19 protein-coding genes and 2 tRNA genes are annotated in these 17,551 nt (G+C 44.0%); 15 read left to right on the forward strand and 6 right to left on the reverse strand.

From position 1 onward, the window contains the following. Window positions 1-113: 113 nt before the first annotated feature. The 3 genes from DV872_RS04910 to DV872_RS04920 all read left to right on the forward strand — a co-directional run bounded on the left by DV872_RS04910 (window position 114) and on the right by DV872_RS04920 (window position 3,353). Entirely contained in the window at window positions 114-2,240 is a 2,127-nt protein-coding gene (locus DV872_RS04910; protein ID WP_199563429.1) for a glutamine synthetase III, read from the forward strand. 175 nt (window positions 2,241-2,415) lie between these two features. Then, a tRNA-Asn gene (locus DV872_RS04915) sits at window positions 2,416-2,488 on the forward strand. A gap of 82 nt (window positions 2,489-2,570) precedes the next feature. Then, window positions 2,571-3,353, forward strand: a complete 783-nt coding sequence (locus DV872_RS04920) for a hypothetical protein (RefSeq protein WP_147283100.1) — start codon at window positions 2,571-2,573, stop codon at window positions 3,351-3,353. Between the two features lie 4 nt (window positions 3,354-3,357). Here the strand turns inward: DV872_RS04920 and DV872_RS04925 are convergent, their stop codons facing one another. Further along, window positions 3,358-3,567, reverse strand: a complete 210-nt coding sequence (locus DV872_RS04925; RefSeq protein ID WP_114628745.1) for a hypothetical protein — start codon at window positions 3,565-3,567, stop codon at window positions 3,358-3,360. 307 nt (window positions 3,568-3,874) lie between these two features. Between DV872_RS04925 and rbsD the strand changes: the two genes are divergently transcribed. The 3 genes from rbsD (at window position 3,875) to DV872_RS04940 (ending at window position 5,788) form a co-directional block, all read left to right on the forward strand. Continuing rightward, window positions 3,875-4,294, forward strand: coding sequence for a D-ribose pyranase (rbsD, locus tag DV872_RS04930; RefSeq protein ID WP_114628746.1), 420 nt, complete (start codon window positions 3,875-3,877; stop codon window positions 4,292-4,294). A 71-nt stretch (window positions 4,295-4,365) separates the two neighbouring features. After that, window positions 4,366-4,641, forward strand: coding sequence for an HU family DNA-binding protein (locus tag DV872_RS04935; RefSeq protein ID WP_114628747.1), 276 nt, complete (start codon window positions 4,366-4,368; stop codon window positions 4,639-4,641). Then, window positions 4,634-5,788 (forward strand): HU family DNA-binding protein, encoded by a 1,155-nt coding sequence (locus DV872_RS04940; protein WP_114628748.1) that lies wholly within the window; start codon window positions 4,634-4,636, stop codon window positions 5,786-5,788. The genes DV872_RS04935 and DV872_RS04940 overlap by 8 nt, the downstream gene beginning before the upstream one ends. A gap of 4 nt (window positions 5,789-5,792) precedes the next feature. Here the strand turns inward: DV872_RS04940 and DV872_RS04945 are convergent, their stop codons facing one another. Continuing rightward, the gene (locus DV872_RS04945) at window positions 5,793-7,646 is read right to left on the reverse strand and encodes a BRCT domain-containing protein (RefSeq protein ID WP_114628749.1); all 1,854 of its coding nucleotides are present in this window, start codon (window positions 7,644-7,646) and stop codon (window positions 5,793-5,795) included. Between the two features lie 158 nt (window positions 7,647-7,804). Here DV872_RS04945 and DV872_RS04950 point away from each other — a divergent pair. The 4 genes from DV872_RS04950 (at window position 7,805) to DV872_RS04965 (ending at window position 9,797) form a co-directional block, all read left to right on the forward strand. Then, window positions 7,805-7,877 (forward strand) — tRNA-Cys (locus DV872_RS04950). Between the two features lie 172 nt (window positions 7,878-8,049). Then, a complete protein-coding gene (locus DV872_RS04955) occupies window positions 8,050-8,487 on the forward strand; it encodes a CGGC domain-containing protein (protein ID WP_114628750.1) in 438 nt (145 codons plus the stop codon). Window positions 8,488-8,504: 17 nt separating this feature from the next. Then, on the forward strand, window positions 8,505-9,338 hold the full coding sequence (locus DV872_RS04960; RefSeq protein WP_147283101.1) for a maleylpyruvate isomerase N-terminal domain-containing protein: 834 nt from the start codon (window positions 8,505-8,507) through the stop codon (window positions 9,336-9,338). 21 nt (window positions 9,339-9,359) lie between these two features. After that, on the forward strand, window positions 9,360-9,797 hold the full coding sequence (locus tag DV872_RS04965; RefSeq protein ID WP_114628752.1) for a GNAT family N-acetyltransferase: 438 nt from the start codon (window positions 9,360-9,362) through the stop codon (window positions 9,795-9,797). A gap of 28 nt (window positions 9,798-9,825) precedes the next feature. On the opposite strand, the gene DV872_RS04970 is transcribed toward DV872_RS04965, so the two are convergent. After that, window positions 9,826-10,173 carry a cupin domain-containing protein gene (locus DV872_RS04970; protein ID WP_114628753.1) on the reverse strand — a complete coding sequence of 116 codons (348 nt, stop codon included), beginning with the start codon at window positions 10,171-10,173 and terminating at the stop codon, window positions 9,826-9,828. A gap of 86 nt (window positions 10,174-10,259) precedes the next feature. Here DV872_RS04970 and DV872_RS04975 point away from each other — a divergent pair, with 86 nt between their 5' ends. From DV872_RS04975 to DV872_RS04990, 4 genes are read left to right on the forward strand one after another with little or no spacing between them, the layout of a single operon-like run. After that, complete coding sequence (locus DV872_RS04975) at window positions 10,260-10,721, forward strand: hypothetical protein (RefSeq protein ID WP_114628754.1); 462 nt, start codon at window positions 10,260-10,262, stop codon at window positions 10,719-10,721. Between the two features lie 6 nt (window positions 10,722-10,727). Continuing rightward, on the forward strand, window positions 10,728-11,186 hold the full coding sequence (locus DV872_RS04980; protein WP_114628755.1) for a DUF1284 domain-containing protein: 459 nt from the start codon (window positions 10,728-10,730) through the stop codon (window positions 11,184-11,186). A gap of 24 nt (window positions 11,187-11,210) precedes the next feature. Beyond that, a complete protein-coding gene (locus DV872_RS04985; RefSeq protein ID WP_114628756.1) occupies window positions 11,211-12,020 on the forward strand; it encodes an ornithine carbamoyltransferase in 810 nt (269 codons plus the stop codon). Beyond that, the gene (locus tag DV872_RS04990; protein ID WP_114628757.1) at window positions 12,017-12,343 is read left to right on the forward strand and encodes a YkvA family protein; all 327 of its coding nucleotides are present in this window, start codon (window positions 12,017-12,019) and stop codon (window positions 12,341-12,343) included. The genes DV872_RS04985 and DV872_RS04990 overlap by 4 nt, the downstream gene beginning before the upstream one ends. Here the strand turns inward: DV872_RS04990 and DV872_RS04995 are convergent. Together DV872_RS04995 and DV872_RS05000 are read right to left on the reverse strand one after the other, a co-directional pair. Continuing rightward, window positions 12,340-12,912, reverse strand: a complete 573-nt coding sequence (locus DV872_RS04995) for an NUDIX hydrolase (protein WP_114628758.1) — start codon at window positions 12,910-12,912, stop codon at window positions 12,340-12,342. The genes DV872_RS04990 and DV872_RS04995 overlap by 4 nt on opposite strands. Continuing rightward, window positions 12,912-13,934 carry a KamA family radical SAM protein gene (locus DV872_RS05000; RefSeq protein ID WP_114628759.1) on the reverse strand — a complete coding sequence of 341 codons (1,023 nt, stop codon included), beginning with the start codon at window positions 13,932-13,934 and terminating at the stop codon, window positions 12,912-12,914. The genes DV872_RS04995 and DV872_RS05000 overlap by 1 nt, the downstream gene beginning before the upstream one ends. A gap of 67 nt (window positions 13,935-14,001) precedes the next feature. Here DV872_RS05000 and epsC point away from each other — a divergent pair, with 67 nt between their 5' ends. Beyond that, entirely contained in the window at window positions 14,002-14,913 is a 912-nt protein-coding gene (epsC, locus tag DV872_RS05005; protein ID WP_114628760.1) for a serine O-acetyltransferase EpsC, read from the forward strand. A gap of 13 nt (window positions 14,914-14,926) precedes the next feature. Here epsC and DV872_RS05010 read toward each other — a convergent pair whose 3' ends face one another. Next, entirely contained in the window at window positions 14,927-17,422 is a 2,496-nt protein-coding gene (locus DV872_RS05010; RefSeq protein ID WP_114628761.1) for a PQQ-binding-like beta-propeller repeat protein, read from the reverse strand. Between the last annotated feature and the right edge of the window lie 129 nt (window positions 17,423-17,551).

Raw genomic sequence — 17,551 nt, forward strand, 5'->3', positions numbered from 1 at the left:
ACAGAATCTGCATATATATAATCAAAACTAGAAAACCATTTCAAAGGAAAACCCTGCGGCCTTGAGCTGATTCAGGCGTAATATTGACAGAATTATATGGGAATAGGAGAAGAATGATGAGCGTTGATTATTCAAAAACACCCCTTGTAAGCATTTACGGGGAAAACTGCTTCAGCGAAGCAGTAATGAAAGAAAGACTACCTAAAACTGTCTTTAAAGAATTCAAAAAAGTACAGCTTGGAGAGTGTGAACTCTCACTTGATGTAGCCGAAGTAATAGCTTCCGCCATGAAAGACTGGGCCATTGAAAAAGGAGCCACCCACTACACACACTGGTTCCAGCCCCTCACAGGTCTGACTGCAGAAAAACATGATTCCTTCATCTCACCTGAAGCAGACGGAACAGTAATGATGGAATTCTCCGGAAAAGAACTGATTCAGGGTGAACCTGATGCATCATCTTTTCCTAACGGTGGTTTGAGAGCAACTTTTGAGGCCCGCGGTTACACAGCATGGGATACAGCATCACCCGCCTTCCTTAAATCAGATAACACAGGCCTTACACTGACCATACCCACAGCCTTTGTTTCCTACACAGGAGAGGCTCTGGATAAAAAGACTCCCCTTCTCCGCTCCATGGATGCTATCAGCACTCAGGCCATGAGAATACTCAAGGCCATGGGAAACACAACATCTAAAAGAGTCATTTCTTCAGTAGGCCCCGAGCAGGAATATTTCCTGATCGATAAAGAATACTTTCTGGCAAGACCCGACCTCAAACTCACCGGAAGAACCGTATTCGGAACAATGAGTGCCAAGGGCCAGGAACTGGATGACCACTACTTTGGAGCCATCAAAGACAGAGTTGCCGATTTCATGAGAGATCTGAACACAGAACTCTGGAAACTGGGAATATCCGCCAAGACTCAGCACAACGAAGTAGCCCCCAACCAGTTTGAACTGGCACCCATCTATGCATCTGCCAATGTGGCCACTGATGGAAACCAGATCACCATGGAAATGATGAAAAAGATTGCTGATAAGCATGATCTGGCCTGTCTTCTTCATGAAAAACCCTTTGCCGGAATCAACGGAAACGGTAAACACAATAACTGGTCCATTGCAACAGACGACGGTATCAACCTGCTGAACCCCGGTGAAACACCTCACGACAATGCACAGTTCCTGCTGTTCACAGTGGCAACTATCAAGGCTGTTGATAAATTTGCTTCTATCCTGAGAGCATCTGCTGCGAGTCCTGGAAATGACCACAGACTGGGTGCCAACGAAGCTCCTCCCGCTGTTATTTCCATCTTCATGGGAGATCAGCTATCTGATATCCTGAAGAATATGTCCCAGGGAAAACCTGTTAAGGCCCTGAACGGCAAAATGATGGAGATCGGAGCCACGACTCTTCCTAAACTACCCCTGGATATGACAGACAGAAACAGAACTTCGCCCTTTGCCTTCACCGGAAACAAGTTTGAGTTCAGAATGGTTGGATCAACTCAGTCTACAGCTGGTCCCAATGTTGTATTAAACACCTCCGTTGCATATATTCTTGATGGGTTTGCCGACAGACTTGAGAAAGCCACTGATGTAAATGCAGAGATCCAGAAGATCATCTGTGAAACTTATGCTGCTCATGAAAGAATTGTTTTCAATGGAAACGGTTATTCAGAGGAATGGCTCGCAGAAGCGGAAAGACGTGGTCTGCCCAACCTTAAGTCCACAGTAGCGGCACTGCCGGTTTACAACTCAAAAGAGAGTGTGGAACTCTTTGGAAGGTATAATGTTCTCAGCAAGGAAGAGCTTGAATCAAGAGTAGATATCTACCTTGAAAACTACAGCAAACAGATCAACATCGAAGCCGGTGTTGCTCTGGAAATGGCTACCCGCCTGATCTTCCCCGTTGTTAACGAGTATGCCACATCTATTGCGGAGGGTATTACTTCCATCAAGTCAATACTTCCCAAGGCATCCACCGGAGCTCAGGAATCTCTTCTTGAAAAATTGAGTTCAAAAATGGAATTCCTGCTCAAAGCAAGCGATGTTCTGAGTGAAGCAATTGATGCAGCTCTAGAACTGGAAGATGATATTCTTGCTCAGGCTACTGCCTACAGAGAAAAGGTGATTCCCGCTATGGATGACTTAAGAGAATATGCCGATGCCCTTGAAAAAATCACAGACAAGCAAGCATGGCCCTATCCTTCTTATGAAGACATGCTGTTCAACCTTTAATTTCTTATATTAAAATAATTTAAAGAAGACCGTCCAAATCAGGGCGGTCTTTTTTCATCTCGTGATTTCCAAGAAAAAACAGCTGTTTTATGATGACGAAGGATATTGAAGATTTTCTTCCGGGATTCTGTTGACACTATTTCGAAAACAATTTATATTCATCAAGAATTAACTTTCCCCTGTAGCTCAGTTGGTAGAGCGGATGGCTGTTAACCATCATGTCAGCAGTTCGAGTCTGTTCGGGGGAGCTTAAGCGGAGTCCATATGGATTCCGCTTTTTTTTGCTATTTCAATTTTGATTAATGAACGTTTTTGGTGTATTATTCAGTTATGGGACTCAAGTATTTACTACTCCCATTTCTATTGATTACCTCCCTCTCGTGTGAGAGCAAATTATACCCTCCCACAGACCCGCCTGTTCTGTCCGACCTGATCCTGACCAGCAGCTCCTACAACTCCTCCACAACAAAGACCTACAGAGGTGATACTGTCTTCCTGGTAGTATCTGTAGAGGATCCTGAAGAAGATCCTGAAACATTGAACCTCAGCATCACATCAGACGGTACAGAGGTTGCCAGTGAAGAATACGGAGAATCCAGGATACATGACGGCATAAGCTGGGAAGGCTGGTTTGAAACAGTCAATCTTTCAGTGGGCAGCTACACCCTTAATTTCACAGCAACCGATAAAGAGGGGAATATAAGTGAAACCCTCAGCCAGAGCTTTACTATTGAAACAGATTTTAAGACCACTGTCACAACAGCGGATATTACAATAAGTGCTGTTTCAGTAGCGTTAAAAGATGAGGTTCCTGATGAACCTTTTACAATAAGTTTTTCTTTGACAAATAATTCACTTGTTAAATTAGATCTTGTATATGTTCCCTTTACTGTGATTATGGATTGGGATAATCCAACTGATGATCCTGATAATGGTGAAGAAGAATACGATTACAGCGGCACAGCGATAGTCTCTTCGATTGATCCTGGTGACACAGTTGAAGGTAAACTCAGATTGAGCATACTTAACGGCACATATGATAATACGAATCCTGTGAATGATGCGAATGAAAACAATTACGATGAAGCAAACTGCACAATAACAATATATTAAAGAATCAAAGGCCCGAAGCCGCAGATTCTTTGTGTTCATCCACTTCCCATTGATCATGATACTTATTCACTTGTGTTTGAGACAAAATATGCCTGAGAACCATTTCATCCATCAACTGACTCATATGTTCTTCGGCAATGCATGTGCGAAGCAGATTCAAACCCACCTGAAACGGTATATAATCTTTGTAAACAAGGTATGTAACAAAATCCATTTGTCTCTCCCTTTTTATATGTTCAACATAGATGCGGATCTGTCAGAAATTCTCCGGGCAGACTGTATTAAGTCATATATTGATTATCGGCCCCCCTTCGCTGCATGTATTAGGTTTTTCTCAAAATGAATGGTCTCATACCCCAGGGCAAGCCCTGAGACCATGCTTTCGCGGCATTCATTCGGCAATGCCCGCAAGCGGTCGCTGCCCTCATTTCATTTGCGAATCAATTTTCTTTAGAACTTTTCAATCCATATCATGAGAAAACCTGCAAACTTGGATTATACTGAAATAACAGGAGGGTAATATGAAAAAGAGTCTTCTTTTAAATTCAGAAATCTCATCAGTCATTGCCGGCATGGGACATACCGATTCTCTTACCATTGCCGATGCGGGACTGCCTGTACCGGATTCAGCAAAAAGAATTGACCTGGCTGTATCGAAAGGTATCCCATCCTTCAAGGATGTACTGGCTGCCGTACTGGATGAACTCTGTATTGAGAAAGTGGTTTTTGCAGAAGAGATAAGAAATGCCAACCCGGAAGGCCTTGATGAAATTCAGGATATGCTGGTCCAGTATGAGTCTAACACAGGCTTCAAACCGGCCATGGCATTCATACCCCATGAAGAGTTTAAGAAGCTCACAGCCGACTCTAAAGCAGTTGTCAGGACTGGAGAAGTACAGCCTTATGCCAATATAATCCTTTATTCCGGCGTGACTTTTTAGGGTTTCACTTTTTTAAAACGGATCAAAAATGTGATTGTTGCAGGATTGAATTCTTTGTATAATATAAAGATATGAACAAACAGGAACTTGTTAGAGAACTGTCTCAATCCCTCGATATCTCTCAGAAATCCGTCAGGAATACACTTGATGCATTATTGGAAGAGGTCGTACTTATATTGGAAGAGGGAGACAATTATACTCAAACAGGTTTTGGAACATTCAGAACAGAAGTGGCAAATGAGCGCGTCAGCTACAATCCGGCAATTCATAAAAAGATGCTTCTTCCCAAAAAGAAAAGAGTAAAATTTAAGGCATCAGCTAAATTCAAGGACAGGGTAAATGAATAAATTTCTGACCCCCCGTAAGATGGCTGACAGACTTGAGGAAAAAGTAGAGCTGGATAGAGAGACATGCGGAAGATTTACCTCTGAACTGTTTGAAATCATTATTCGGGAAATGCAGAACGACGATACATTCTCACTCTTCGGCTTCGGCTCCTTTAAAAAAATCTATGTAGCCCCCAATAAAGGCCGAAATCCTCATACAGGTGAAACCATTTATATACCGGCTCATTACCGGATCAAATTCTCTCCCGCAGGAAAGCTGGCCGACAGAATAAACTCAGATTATGCCCATCTTGAACCCATTATTCTGGAACAGGATGAAATGATACACGAAGGACTCCTCCTAAAAGCTGAACGTTACATCATGACTGCAGCACCCGAACCTGAAACCGCGGTTGATGAAGCCGTGTTGATAGAGGATACAGTCGTAAGCGGGCCTGAACTTATAGAAGAAAATTTTGAGACTGAACCAGAGGCTCCGGTGAACGAGTATGTGCATCATGAGCCGGACTTCGGATTTAAAAAAGATAGCCGCAACCGCACAGTAAAAATGGCTCTCATCAGCCTGATTGCTCTGTTAATTATCTTAGGACTGGGCTGGCTGATTTTCCGGAATGACAGCTCTGAATCTGCAAGTGAAATTGTTGTAACTGAAGAGGCTGCCGCCGAAGAATCACAGGCAGTGGAAGCCGAGCCTATCCCGGCATCGGTCCCGGAACCTGAACCGGCAGCTGTAGAAGAAGTACAAATTCTTCCCGAAACCAGCTACGACATTGCACCCGGAGACTCCTTCAGTCTTCTCGCACAGAAAAGCTGGGGAAATATCTACCTATGGCCCTATCTGTACAGAAGAAACAGCAGCACCTTCCCTGACCCCGACATGGTAAGACCAGGGGATAATATTGTAATACCACCTCAGCCGGATCAAGAAAACGATCAGATCCGAATTGAAGACAGTATCCTTTTTGCCTATCAACGGTACAGAACTCTCATATCTGAGCAGACTGAAAACCCCAGAAATCCCAACAGGGAACTCAGTGCGGGTTATGTTCTTCTAGGCGGAGAAAGGCTCTATCCCAGTTTCCTGGATAGAAAAAAAGCTGAAATTCGAATAGAAGATGTCCGCAAAGTCGAAGACCTGGATCTCTGATACTCTACTGATTAAGAAAATCCTCATATGAAATCAGCTGAATACCGTTCTTTCTTGCTTTCTGCAGCTTCGAGCTTATCCCTTCAGGATCTTCACAGAGAAGAATAATGGTCGACTTGGTAACCGTGGATGAAAACTCATACCCCCGCTCTTCAATAATCTTCTGAAGCTCCTTCCGTCCAAGAGGCCCCTTACCGGTCATACAGACCTGCCCTCTCGAATTAACAGATTCGACTTCTTTCATCTCAACAACTTCAAGAAGATTCTCAAGGAAGAGAAGATTATCCTCATTCTTCTTCCAGGCGATAATGTTCTGTCCGGTCACAAAACTGTCATCTTCAAAATCCTTGAACTCTTCCATTCTTTTGATACCAAGCTTCTTTAGAGCCTTCTGCTGCACCAGAGGTATTCCGAGCTTACTGATCAACTCCGGAGCCGTCATAGTACGCACCTTGTCCAGCTGCTGGAAGAAGTTACTGATCTTCTTCTCTGCAAAACCCTCGAGACCAACCAGTTCCTCTTTCTGGACTCTGTATAGATCACTCACATTGGCAATTATCTTTCTGTCATAAAGCTGACGGATTGTAGCCTCGGCAACCTGTTCCATACCAGACTCTTTTACCCAGTACAGGATTGTCTGAATCTGCCGCTCGGGACAGACCGGATTACTGCATTTAAGATGTACTCCCTCAGTATTCACAGCACTTCCACAGGCAGGACATTTATCAGGAGTCATGGTGGAAAAAAAGAGTTCTCCATCCCTCTTACGGGATGAAAGGTTTTCCTTTACATAAGGAATGACATCATTGGCCCTCTCAATCAGAAGCTCATCTCCCAGCTGTAAAGCCATGGATTCAACAAATGCATTGTTATGCAGTGAGGCTCTTGCCAGAGTTGCTCCGCCCAGCTGAATCGGCTCAAACAGAGCAACCGGTACCAGGGCACCCTGACGGCTAACCTGCCAGTCTACGCCCGTCAGATGGGTTTTCTTAGCAGCAGCAGGAGGTTTAATGGCAATGGCATAATGATGGTGATGATCCACCACCCAACGGCTGTCAATCTCCTCATGATTTGTATTATCATCAACAGTCAGAATCAGTCCATCCGTCTCGTACAGCCATTTATCTCTAAGGGATTCCAGATATTCATTGTAAAAGGATTCAATATCGGATCTGGATTTAATTGAAAAATACTCCACCGTATGAAAACCTGCTTTTGCAAGCCAGTCAATAATCCCGGCCTCACTCTCTGAAGGATTCCAACGGGCTGTCTGGTAGCATACAAAACGCACATACTTCAGGTCGTCTCTATTTTCCTTCCTGTTAACCAGACCTACACAATTATTCCTGAGGGGACGTCCACCCGTACCGTAATCTGTATTTTTGGGAAGGTATAACTCCCCTCTTATCTCAATATCATGCTCTTTTTCAGAGATCGTTTCTGGAATATCCTGGATGTAATCAGAGATGGTCGTCACATCCTGTCCCACAGTTCCGTCTCCACGGCTTGCCACATACTGAAGCTTGCCCTTTTTATAGTAACAACTGGCGGAAAGCCCGTCTATTTTAGGCTGCATGGTCCATTTCGTAGCGGGAGGCATGGCAAGCTTATCCAGCCACTTAAATACTTCCTGAGGAGACTTGGCCTTCCCCATGGAAAGCATGGGCTCGGCATGTGTGATTTTACCACTGCGGTCTGTTTCAGTTCCGACAATAGAAAAGTAGGAACTCCGGGGATTCAGAACACGAAGTTCATCCTCCAGATGATCAAATTCAGCATCCGACAGCAAGGGTGCATCTGTATTGTAATAAGCTTCTTTTGCTTCTGTCAGAAGCTTGATCAGGTCCTGTTCTTTCAAGTTGATTACCTCAGGGTTAATTTCAATTTCTATAATAATAGCAAAGCAGTATTATGCGAACAGAAAAGGCCCATATTTACAAAGAAATATAATTAGAAAACTTTTATTTACGGGTATGGACAAAGAATAAGGGTTCTGCTATATTTTTCCACACATTCGGCGCCGTACCCAAGCGGCTAAGGGAGTGGATTGCAAATCCATCATTCAGCGGTTCGAGTCCGCTCGGCGCCTTGATGTCATAAAGGATCAGCATTAGCTGGTCCTTTTTTAGTTATAAATCTTTTGACGTCACAATCGTACCTGAAAAATGTGAAATTTGTGTTCCTGTAAAGTCCTTGTAATGCTGAACCTCCCCGATCCATTTATTAATGATAATATGGTTAAAAACTGAGAGAGGTAATCCGTGAAAAAAATCAGCATAATCATCTGTGACCGTTACCATAACTGCGCCGGAGGCAAGTGTCTGCGTTCTCTGAAAAACAGAGAAGGGGCATTTGCCTTGTATAAGGGAGAAGAAGTGGAACTGGTCGGCTATACAACATGCGGAGGATGTCCCGGTGGAAATGTCGAATATTCCCCTGCCGAAATGAAAAAAAACGGAGCCCATGCTGTTCACCTTGCCACCGGCCTCCTTGTCGGTTATCCACCCTGTCCACGTCTGGGTGAATTTACTAAATTCATACCCGAAAAATTCGGACTCGATGTTGTTATCGGAACCCATCCCATCCCTCAGAATTACTATCTCACACATCAGAATATGGAGACATGGAAATCAGAAATTTGGCAGGAACGGATAAAACATGTTCTTTGTGATGAAAAGACCCGCCTGGCATATGATTGAAAAGAAGAGAAATAGATTTGAAAGTAATTGAGACATACAGCCTTTTTCATGAAATAACAGAAGAACTGATCTCCATGCTCCGCGGACTGAACACCGAACAATGGCTCGCTCCCACATGTTACCCGAGCTGGAAAGTCAAGGATATTGTCGCCCATCTCATACAGTCAGGTATGGGACGACTGTCAGTTCAGAGAGATCAGTTCTCCCTGCATGAAAACTCGGGGCCTGCACCGGAATTTGAAGATCTGTCAGTTATGATAGACAGGTTCAATACCAGCTGGACTGACTTGTTAAGACCTGCAAGTCCCAGGGTACTTCTTGATTTCATATCTGTAAGTGAAAGACAGCTGGCTGACTTCATACTGGAACAGGACCTGCATTCAGAAGCTCTTTATGCAGTGGGCTGGGCCGGAGAAACAGTTTCTGAAAACTGGTTTGATCTTGGAAGAGAGTATACAGAGCGCTGGCATCACCAGCAGCAGATCCGTGAAGCAGTTGCTGCAGCACCACTGACTGATAAAAAATATTTAAGCCCTGTAATCCGGCTTTTTATGTACTCAATCCCCTTTTGGTACCGGGACATTGATGCCCCTGACGGGTGCTCGCTGGATATTAATATAAAAGGTGAATCCGGCGGCAGCTGGTCATTACAGAGAATAAACTCTGAGTGGATATTGAAAGAAGAGATTACAGAATCTGATATGTATATCACCTTGAGTGAAGACACAGCCTGGCGTTTCTTTACCCGTTCAAGTTCTGTAGAATCATTCAGAAACAAGGTCGAGATGAGCACAGAGAATGAACTGCTTAAAAACTTTATGAATGTAAAGGCCATCATGATTAATGATTGAGCTGGAGCAACAGGCTGAGACATGAAAACAAATATACAGAAAATGATAATCGCTGATTACGAAGAAGCCTATCAGCTCTGGACAGAAACTGAGGGGATGGGACTTAGAGCCCTTGATGATTCAGAGTCCGGAATAAATAGATTCCTCAAGCGTAACCCCGACACAAATTTTATCTGCAGAGTGGATGGGAGACTATGCGGAGTTATTCTGTGCGGCCATGACGGCAGGAGAGGATATATTTATCATACAGCTGTCCATGAAGAATTCAGGAAACAGGGAATTGGCCGTAGACTGGTAGAAGCTGCAATGACATCTCTGGAAAAAGAAGGGATCAAGAAAGCAGCGCTGGTCGTGTTTAAAAATAATGACAGGGGTAACCGTTTCTGGGAGTCCATTGGTTTTAAAGAAAGAGATGATCTGAATTACAAAAACAGAGTTATTGATGAATTTAATATTTAGGAACCCTGATCAGTTCAAATAGAATAGATTACTTGTCGCCTTCTTCGGGTACGATACAGATAAAGGAAAAATCATCATTACCGGCATTTTTGAACTGATGCTCTTCTCCGCCTTTAACGTATGCGGTATCACCGGGTGAAACAGATTTTTCTTCACCATCTATAAAAAGGGTTCCTGAACCGCTGATAATATAATTGATATGGGGCCAGCCATGGGTATGAAAGGGTGTAAAACCGTCTTTTTTGAGTGTAAAAATCCGCATTGCCCAGCCGTCCCAGCCCTGGGCTCCGGTAATAGCAGTCTGTTTAAGTACATTTTTTACTGCTTCCATATTGATTTCAACAGCTTTCATCTCTTCATTTTTTAATATAGACATATTAAACTCCTTATGAGGGATGTTAGCACAGTATTTTAAATGATTACAATGAAGAAAAATTCCGTTCATATATGTTGGAGATTTAAATGAAGAGACTGTACAGATGGATTATAGGCTTACATATTTTTATAGGGACAGGAGCTTCCGCAGGAGGTATTGCCGCTGTAACTGATCCTGAATCACCCCTGGGAATGCCTGTTGAAATGCTGAAATCAAGTCCCTTTGAGAACTACATGATTCCGGGACTGTTTCTACTTATAATTCTTGGTTTCGGGAACATTGCAGTTTCTATCCTTACAATAAAGAAAACCAGTTACCATGGAGCAGCAAGCGGTATAATGGGAGTAATACTGATCCTGTGGATATTGATTCAATGTTATTTTCTGCAGGCTGTCGGAGGACTTCATATTTTATTTTTCTGTCTTGGGATAATTCAGGGTTTACTTGCATTCGTAATTTTATACAGGATGGATAAATTTCCGGTAAACCTGTTAAAAAAAATGATCCGCATTAAACCGTTATCAGATGATAAAAAGGTAAAAGGATAAGTTGATATGCAGGAACTGAGAATACACCATTTTTTTGACATGCTCAGAGATTACGGAGCCAAGAAAGAGATAAACCCTCACGATTACGGACATTCCTATCATCTGATAGCAGAAAAAATATACTCCAATAAACTGGATAAAATCAGACTTGTTATATCAAATGACGATGTCTGTAAAGACTGCAGCAAGTCGGAAGACGGTCACTGTATTGATACAATCAGCCACAGAACTGATTTTTCTCTTAAGGAAGATTTCAACAACCATATTGACCATAGAATAATGGAAAAGATGAAATTAAAAGAAAATGAAATCATCAGCTATGAGGAGCTTCTGGAAAAGGCCGAGTTTTATATAAATGAGATGGATTGGATATACGAAGGGAATGATCCGGATCATACAGAAAAAAGAAGAGAAAACGTAATTAAAGGTGTTCTGAAAACAAGATCTGAACTGAATCTTGTTTAATACAATTAGAAGGGCTGAAGCAGCATGAATTTACTATCAATATCCGATCTGAGTCCTGAAGAGTTAGATTCGATTTTCACATTAAGCAGAGAGATGGACAGTCAGGAAAATTTACAGCCTCTGAAGGGGAAAACTATCCTGCTGTTTTTTCCCGAATCCAGTATCCGTACCCGCATAACTTTTGAAATGGCAGTCAGGCAGCTGGGGGGAGAAGTGATTATGTTTCCACCCTCCTCACTGGATAAGAGAGAGTCTATAAAGGATGTAGCCGCTTATATAGAAAACTGGGTAGATGCTGTTATCCTTCGTCATCCGGATATAGAAGTGATTCAGAACCTTGCAAAAAACTGCGGGATTCCGGTGATCAATGCCATGAGCAGAGAAAATCATCCCTGTGAAATTATCTCAGATCTGTTCTCACTGTCTGAGATCAGACCGGAATACCTTGATCTCAATTACATTTTTGTAGGTGACGACGGGAATATCTGTACTTCATGGAAGAACGCCGCAGAGCTTCTGAATCTTAATCTGACACAGATAAAGCCTCCCCGGAACCTGGAAGAAGCACTCCCCTCTTCTGATATAATCTTATGCGATTCACTGCCCGAAAAATTCAGAAACGAGGACTATATTGCCTCATATCAGATCACAGAAGAAAGAATGGCTATGGCCCGTCCCGGTGCACTCTTAAATCCCTGTCCTCCATTTTCCAGAGGAGAAGAGGTTTCAGCTGAAGTAATTGATTCTCCATTTTTCGTCGGATATGAGTTCAAGAAAAATCTTTTGAAGGTACAGAAGGCAATTATTCTCTTCTGCCTGGATTCAATAGGGTGAGTTTTCTAGAGAAGGCAAAGTCCAAGGCAAAACTGCTTAAACAGAATATTACGGCTCTATACTATGCTTACAGAAATCCGGGAACAGGAATGCTCCCCAAGGCTGTCATTTTTATCACCTTATTCCTGGCTCTCAGTCCGATAGATCTGATACCGGATTTTATACCTGTTCTTGGATATCTGGATGACCTGATTATGATACCCCTTCTTCTTAAACTCTCTATCAAACTGATACCCGAAGACATAATGGCGGAATCCAGGCTCAAGGCTGAAAAAGAGCCCCGTATTCTGAATTTAAAAGAGATAAGAAAAAAAAGAGATTAAATCTGTTTTATATATTTCAGATACCAGTACCAGCACTGCACCATAATGGCACTGTTATACTCTCCGGTCCCCATATTCTCCAGGATATGAGAAAAGCTCTCCTCCTGCCGTTCAAGATATTCATTTTCATCCAGATCCAGATCATGGGTCTTTCTCAGGCCCCTGGCCAGATAAGTAGTCGATACATTGTCCATAAAGGCAGGATTCGGATTGATTGTCCCGATCTCGATCATTTCATCTGCTGTAAAGCCGGTTTCCTCTCTCAATTCCCTGACAGCAGCCTCAAGAGAGCCTTCACCGGGATCAACAACTCCCGCTGGAAACTCACATGAAAGGGCCCCGCTGCCGTGACGAAACTGCCGGACCAGAAGAAAGGTGACATCCTCTTTTCCGGCTTCAGGCGGAAGTTCGGGAATTACGGTTACCCAGTTTGGAGCCTTACAGACAATCATGGGGTGTTCACTCCCGTCTGGAGATTCCCTGTGAACCTTGTCTATGGAAAAGATAGGTCCCTTCCAGACTTCCTTTACCAGTCCTGTATCTTTCCAAAGAAGCTTCTTATCTTTCATTATTTCTCCCTGGGATATTCATATTCCCTGCCGTCTGCTTCGCAGTTTTCAAAGACATAGGCATTATCAGTTTTTCTGAGAAGAAGACTCCGGGTCAGGGGGATTTTCCCTCCTCCTCCCGGAAGATCAACGGCATAAGTGGGCATAGCAAGGCCTGAGACCTTCAGTCTGAGCTCATCCATTATCTGCCAGCCCCTTTCCAGAGGAACTCTGAAATGTGATGTACCCCGGGCGAGATCTCCCTGAAACAGGTAATAGGGTTTGACCCCTTCGGCCAGAAGCCCCTGAAAAAGATCAGCAAGAGTCTGGGAGTCATCATTGACGCCCCTCAGCAGTACAGACTGATTCACCATAGGTATTCCTGCCTCCCTGATCATCTTCAGGGCCTGACGGCTCTCTGAGGTCAGCTCATGGGGATGATTAAACTGTATCACCATCCAAAGGGGTGTATTATCACTCAATATCCTGAGTATCCCGGGAGTTATCCGGCTGGGAAGAACCGCAGGAAGACGGGTAGCCATCCGCAGAATAAGATTTTTATCCGAAGCATCAGACCGGAATCGCCGGAGGATCTTCTCCAGATGGGCTTCAGGCAGAGTAAGAGGATCGCCTCCTGTAAGAAGGACCTCCTTTATTTCAGGATGATTATTAAGATATGTAATTACATCATCACATTCATCAAGGCTGAGGTTATGATTCCCGGTCCCTGTGAAGGAACGTCTGAAACAGTGACGGCAGTGAATGGCGCAGTTATCCGTAAGGAGCAGGGCAATTCGATTCCTGTAGCGATGTACCATTCTTGGCAGAGGGGAATGCATCTCTTCGGCCAGAGGATCAGAACTCTCGTAATCCAGATACTCCAGCTCTGCCTCGCTGGGAATAAGCTGCCGCCTGAGAGCCTCTGAACCGGAGGCAAGCTGTAGATAATAGGGGTTGGACTTGAAGACAAGCTTATCCTCTGAGCGATCAAACCATGCCTGTTCATTTTGTCTGAGTTTAAATGACTCCAGAATATCCTTCATGGCCCTATCATACCCAAAGCTTGACTTTTGATAAACTGAATTCTATGGTTTAGCCAAGGATTAAACCATGATTAGAGAAATAGAACGTATCAGCCGCGATATTATAAATACTTTCAGAGCAAAGGAAGGGATCAACCACTTAAACGGTCCCAACCTTCCATCCCGACAAAGCATTATAGATTTAATTACAATACTCGAATCCATCATATTTCCAGGTTTTCAGGAGCATGAAGTTCTGGAAGAAGAATATCTCTCCTTTAATATTGGCGGGAAATTATTAAAAGCGGGTCAGCATCTGATCTGTGAAATCGGAAAAAGTCTCAACTGCCGGAACAATCCCTGTACAGAAGAGAGTGAGAGCGGCTCCCATGATTCCGAAGCTTCCGAGCTGGCATTTAAGTTTCTTAGCAAACTTCCGACCATCCGGGAGATGGCTGTCAAAGATGTAAATGCTGCTCTTGAAGGCGACCCGGCGGCAAAAAGCCGTGAAGAAGTGATACTCTCCTACCCCGGACTGGAAGCCATTACAGTTCACCGTATGGCCCATGAACTCTACCTTATGGATGTTCCCCTGATTCCAAGAATGATGAATGAACACATACACAGAAAGACCGGTATCGATATACATCCCGGGGCTTCAATTGATGAGTCTTTTTTCATTGACCACGGAACCGGTGTTGTAATCGGCGAGACCACCTGTATTGGAAAGAACTGTAAAGTATACCAGGGAGTGACCCTGGGAGCTCTCAGTGTAAAAAAAGAAGAGGCCAATGTAAAACGTCATCCCACTCTGGAAGATAATGTCACGATTTATTCGGGGGCTACAATTCTGGGGGGAGGTACCATAATAGGGAGCAATACTGTAATCGGGGGAAACCTGTGGATTACATCATCCATAGCCGCAGACAGTCTGGTGTATAACAGACCAGTCGAGTATGTACTTAAAAACAGATACGCCCATCAGGATAAGAAATCCTGAAAGGCTGTATCATTTATTTTACCATCCCTTCCATATTGATTCTGTAAAACTGTCCGCCTGAACCGACACCAACAATGATGCCGTCCCGGACTATGGGTCTGGCAGTAAATGAATCTTTCAGGTTCATCTGTCTCACTACGGCACCGCTGCCGGCATTGATCAGTTTAAGACTGCCTGCTTTATCGGTAACCACAAGCTGACCTCTGTCATATCCCGGAACCGAGGTAATATCCTTCAGCGGAGCAAAAAGATCCTCACCGGATATCCAGGAAAGTGCAAAGACTTCCTTCTTGGTTGAGTAGACATAGCAACCCTCATCACTGACAATAACATCCGCAAACACAGTTCTTCCCAGCTCTCTTTCCCAGAGAACAGTTCCGTTGTTCAGATCTACCGCGGCAACAATTCCCTTTCTGCTGCAGAAAACAGCCTTGTCTCCGAATATTGCGGGAGACTGGGCCACAGCCTGCACTGCGGATGTGGGTACGGATGAAAGCACTGATCCGTCAGAGGGATCAATTACCAGAAGAGCACCCTTCTTATCGGCAATTACAGCCTTACCCGCCCATATTGCAGGAGACATACTGGAACCGCTTCCTATAGGAATAGAACTGATATCGCCTCCATCCGAATCAATAAGGACCAATTCTCCATTGGCCGGCAGATAGAGATGATCCCCTGCCGGAACAACTCTGCGTCCATATATATGGGACCGTTCTTCCGGGAGGCTTACATTATTAATAACTGCACCGGTATCTCTGTTAAGAACAACCAGTTCTGATCCCCCGGAGAAATAGACTTTACCCTGATGTTCAACGGGAGATGAATTAGCATTGGGAGAGTTGGCACTGCTGTACTTCCACAGGACTTTGCCGTTAAGGTCAAAGGCTGTGAGTACGCCTTTGGAATCTGCTGTCAGGTAGAGATTACCCTTATTGAGAAGAACTCCCACAGGAGAACTGATTCCCAGATTGGAACTGGCTTCAATTGGTTTGGGAGCAAGACGAATTACATGATTTACAGTGGAGGCATCCAGGGTCAGCTGTTTCTTCACTGATTCATAACCTCTGCGTGAGGCTTCAACCATAATAACCGTTCCCTCTGTTTCTTCGCTCTTCCATGAACCGGAAACAGGGCTGCCGTTTATCTTCAGTTCAGCATCGCCGGGTTTTACAGAAACCGTGACATTGAGAATGGCGGCCCCCGCAGGTGCTTCAACAGGAGCTGCAGTCAACACAGGTTCCACCTCGGCCTGGGCAACAGGTTCTTCCTCAGCTATTTCTTCCTCAGCTATTTCTTCCAGAATAATTGAAAAATCACCAGAATTCATTTCATCAACAATCATATTCAGAGGCTGACTCTCATATCCCTCAAGACTGACTTCCATATTGAGTTCACTACCTTGGGTATACAGCTTTTCAAACGTTCCGCTGCTCAGGACATTACCGTTCTGAGTAATCAGAGCTTCAGCCGGAGATGCAGAGATCCTGATCCTGTACAGAACAGGAACCTTCTCTTTTTCAACAGCCGCTGCAACGGGAATAGCTATGACTTCCATGGTATCCGTAGTCTTTAGAACTTCTGCGGCTTCTTGGGAGATCTCCTTTATATCCAGCAGCCCGGGAGCCACTGCTTCAGGATCTGCTTCCAGGGAGACAAGAATAACTGCTACTTCATTCCGGACTTCCTCTAACAGAATCGCCAGCTCCTCTTTTCCTGAATCTGTCTCTTCTTCCTTAAATATAGCTTCAGCTTTCTTCTTCTCTTCAACTTTCAGAACTACGGCTTCCACGATTTTTGCCAGCTCTTCGGTATCCTTGAATGTATCCTGCTGAACAGTCAGCTCTTCAGAAGCTGAAACTACTACAGCAACTTCTTTAATTTTGGCAGCAATAGGAGCCAGGGCCTTCTCTTCAACAGCCAGCTCACTGACCTTATCCAGGGACCGGGGAGTTACAGCGACAGCGCCCTCTTTAACAGCCAGAAGAGTATCCGCATCCTGTTCTGCAGAGACGCTGAACTGAGTACCCCGGACACCACAGACAACTGTATTTGTTTTAACCTGAAATGAATCATCATCCAGGAGTTTCTTCACCTTGCAGAGAACGGTACCGCTTTCAAGATCTACACCCATCCGGCGTCCTTCGCTCCCTTTTATCAGAGTCTGAATCTGAAGAATAGAATTGGCATTCATACGGATAACGGCAATGTCACCAAGCTGGATTTCACAGTATCCATCCTCAGCTGTTTTTATTACATCACTCTGAGTGACAGAATCACCTATATTCAGGTATTCTTCCGACCCCTCTCTATTAAGGAAGACATCACCTGAAAGAAAGACAACAAGGCCCTGGGTATCATCACTTATTTCCACAGGACCAGTGGCTGACCGGGGCTCTTCTGCAACAGGCACTTCCTTCTGGGGAGCTACTGTTACAGGTTCCATCTGCTTCGGACCGCAGGACATGAGAAAAACAAAGAAAATAGATATGATAAGGGTCTTTTTCACGTTGCCCACCTTTAATCTTTTACTCTGGAATAAATAAATGCTGATTAACTTTATTATACTGGCAAAAAATCCAATAATCAACAAAGCTCTCTATTTTACACAGCTTTAAATAACAAGAGATTCTTGCGT

The sequence above is a fragment of the Oceanispirochaeta sp. M1 genome, from assembly GCF_003346715.1.
GTDB lineage: Bacteria > Spirochaetota > Spirochaetia > DSM-2461 > DSM-2461 > Oceanispirochaeta.

Coding starts and splice junctions, on each gene's coding strand:
- DV872_RS04910 (WP_199563429.1), top strand. CDS start 114: ATGATGAGCGTTGATTATTCAAAAACACCCCTTGTAAGCATTTACGGG.
- DV872_RS04920 (WP_147283100.1), top strand. CDS start 2,571: ATGGGACTCAAGTATTTACTACTCCCATTTCTATTGATTACCTCCCTC.
- DV872_RS04925 (WP_114628745.1), bottom strand. CDS start 3,567: ATGGATTTTGTTACATACCTTGTTTACAAAGATTATATACCGTTTCAG.
- rbsD (WP_114628746.1), top strand. CDS start 3,875: ATGAAAAAGAGTCTTCTTTTAAATTCAGAAATCTCATCAGTCATTGCC.
- DV872_RS04935 (WP_114628747.1), top strand. CDS start 4,366: ATGAACAAACAGGAACTTGTTAGAGAACTGTCTCAATCCCTCGATATC.
- DV872_RS04940 (WP_114628748.1), top strand. CDS start 4,634: ATGAATAAATTTCTGACCCCCCGTAAGATGGCTGACAGACTTGAGGAA.
- DV872_RS04965 (WP_114628752.1), top strand. CDS start 9,360: ATGAAAACAAATATACAGAAAATGATAATCGCTGATTACGAAGAAGCC.
- DV872_RS04970 (WP_114628753.1), bottom strand. CDS start 10,173: ATGTCTATATTAAAAAATGAAGAGATGAAAGCTGTTGAAATCAATATG.
- DV872_RS04975 (WP_114628754.1), top strand. CDS start 10,260: ATGAAGAGACTGTACAGATGGATTATAGGCTTACATATTTTTATAGGG.
- DV872_RS04980 (WP_114628755.1), top strand. CDS start 10,728: ATGCAGGAACTGAGAATACACCATTTTTTTGACATGCTCAGAGATTAC.
- DV872_RS04985 (WP_114628756.1), top strand. CDS start 11,211: ATGAATTTACTATCAATATCCGATCTGAGTCCTGAAGAGTTAGATTCG.
- DV872_RS04995 (WP_114628758.1), bottom strand. CDS start 12,912: ATGAAAGATAAGAAGCTTCTTTGGAAAGATACAGGACTGGTAAAGGAA.
- DV872_RS05000 (WP_114628759.1), bottom strand. CDS start 13,934: ATGAAGGATATTCTGGAGTCATTTAAACTCAGACAAAATGAACAGGCA.
- epsC (WP_114628760.1), top strand. CDS start 14,002: ATGATTAGAGAAATAGAACGTATCAGCCGCGATATTATAAATACTTTC.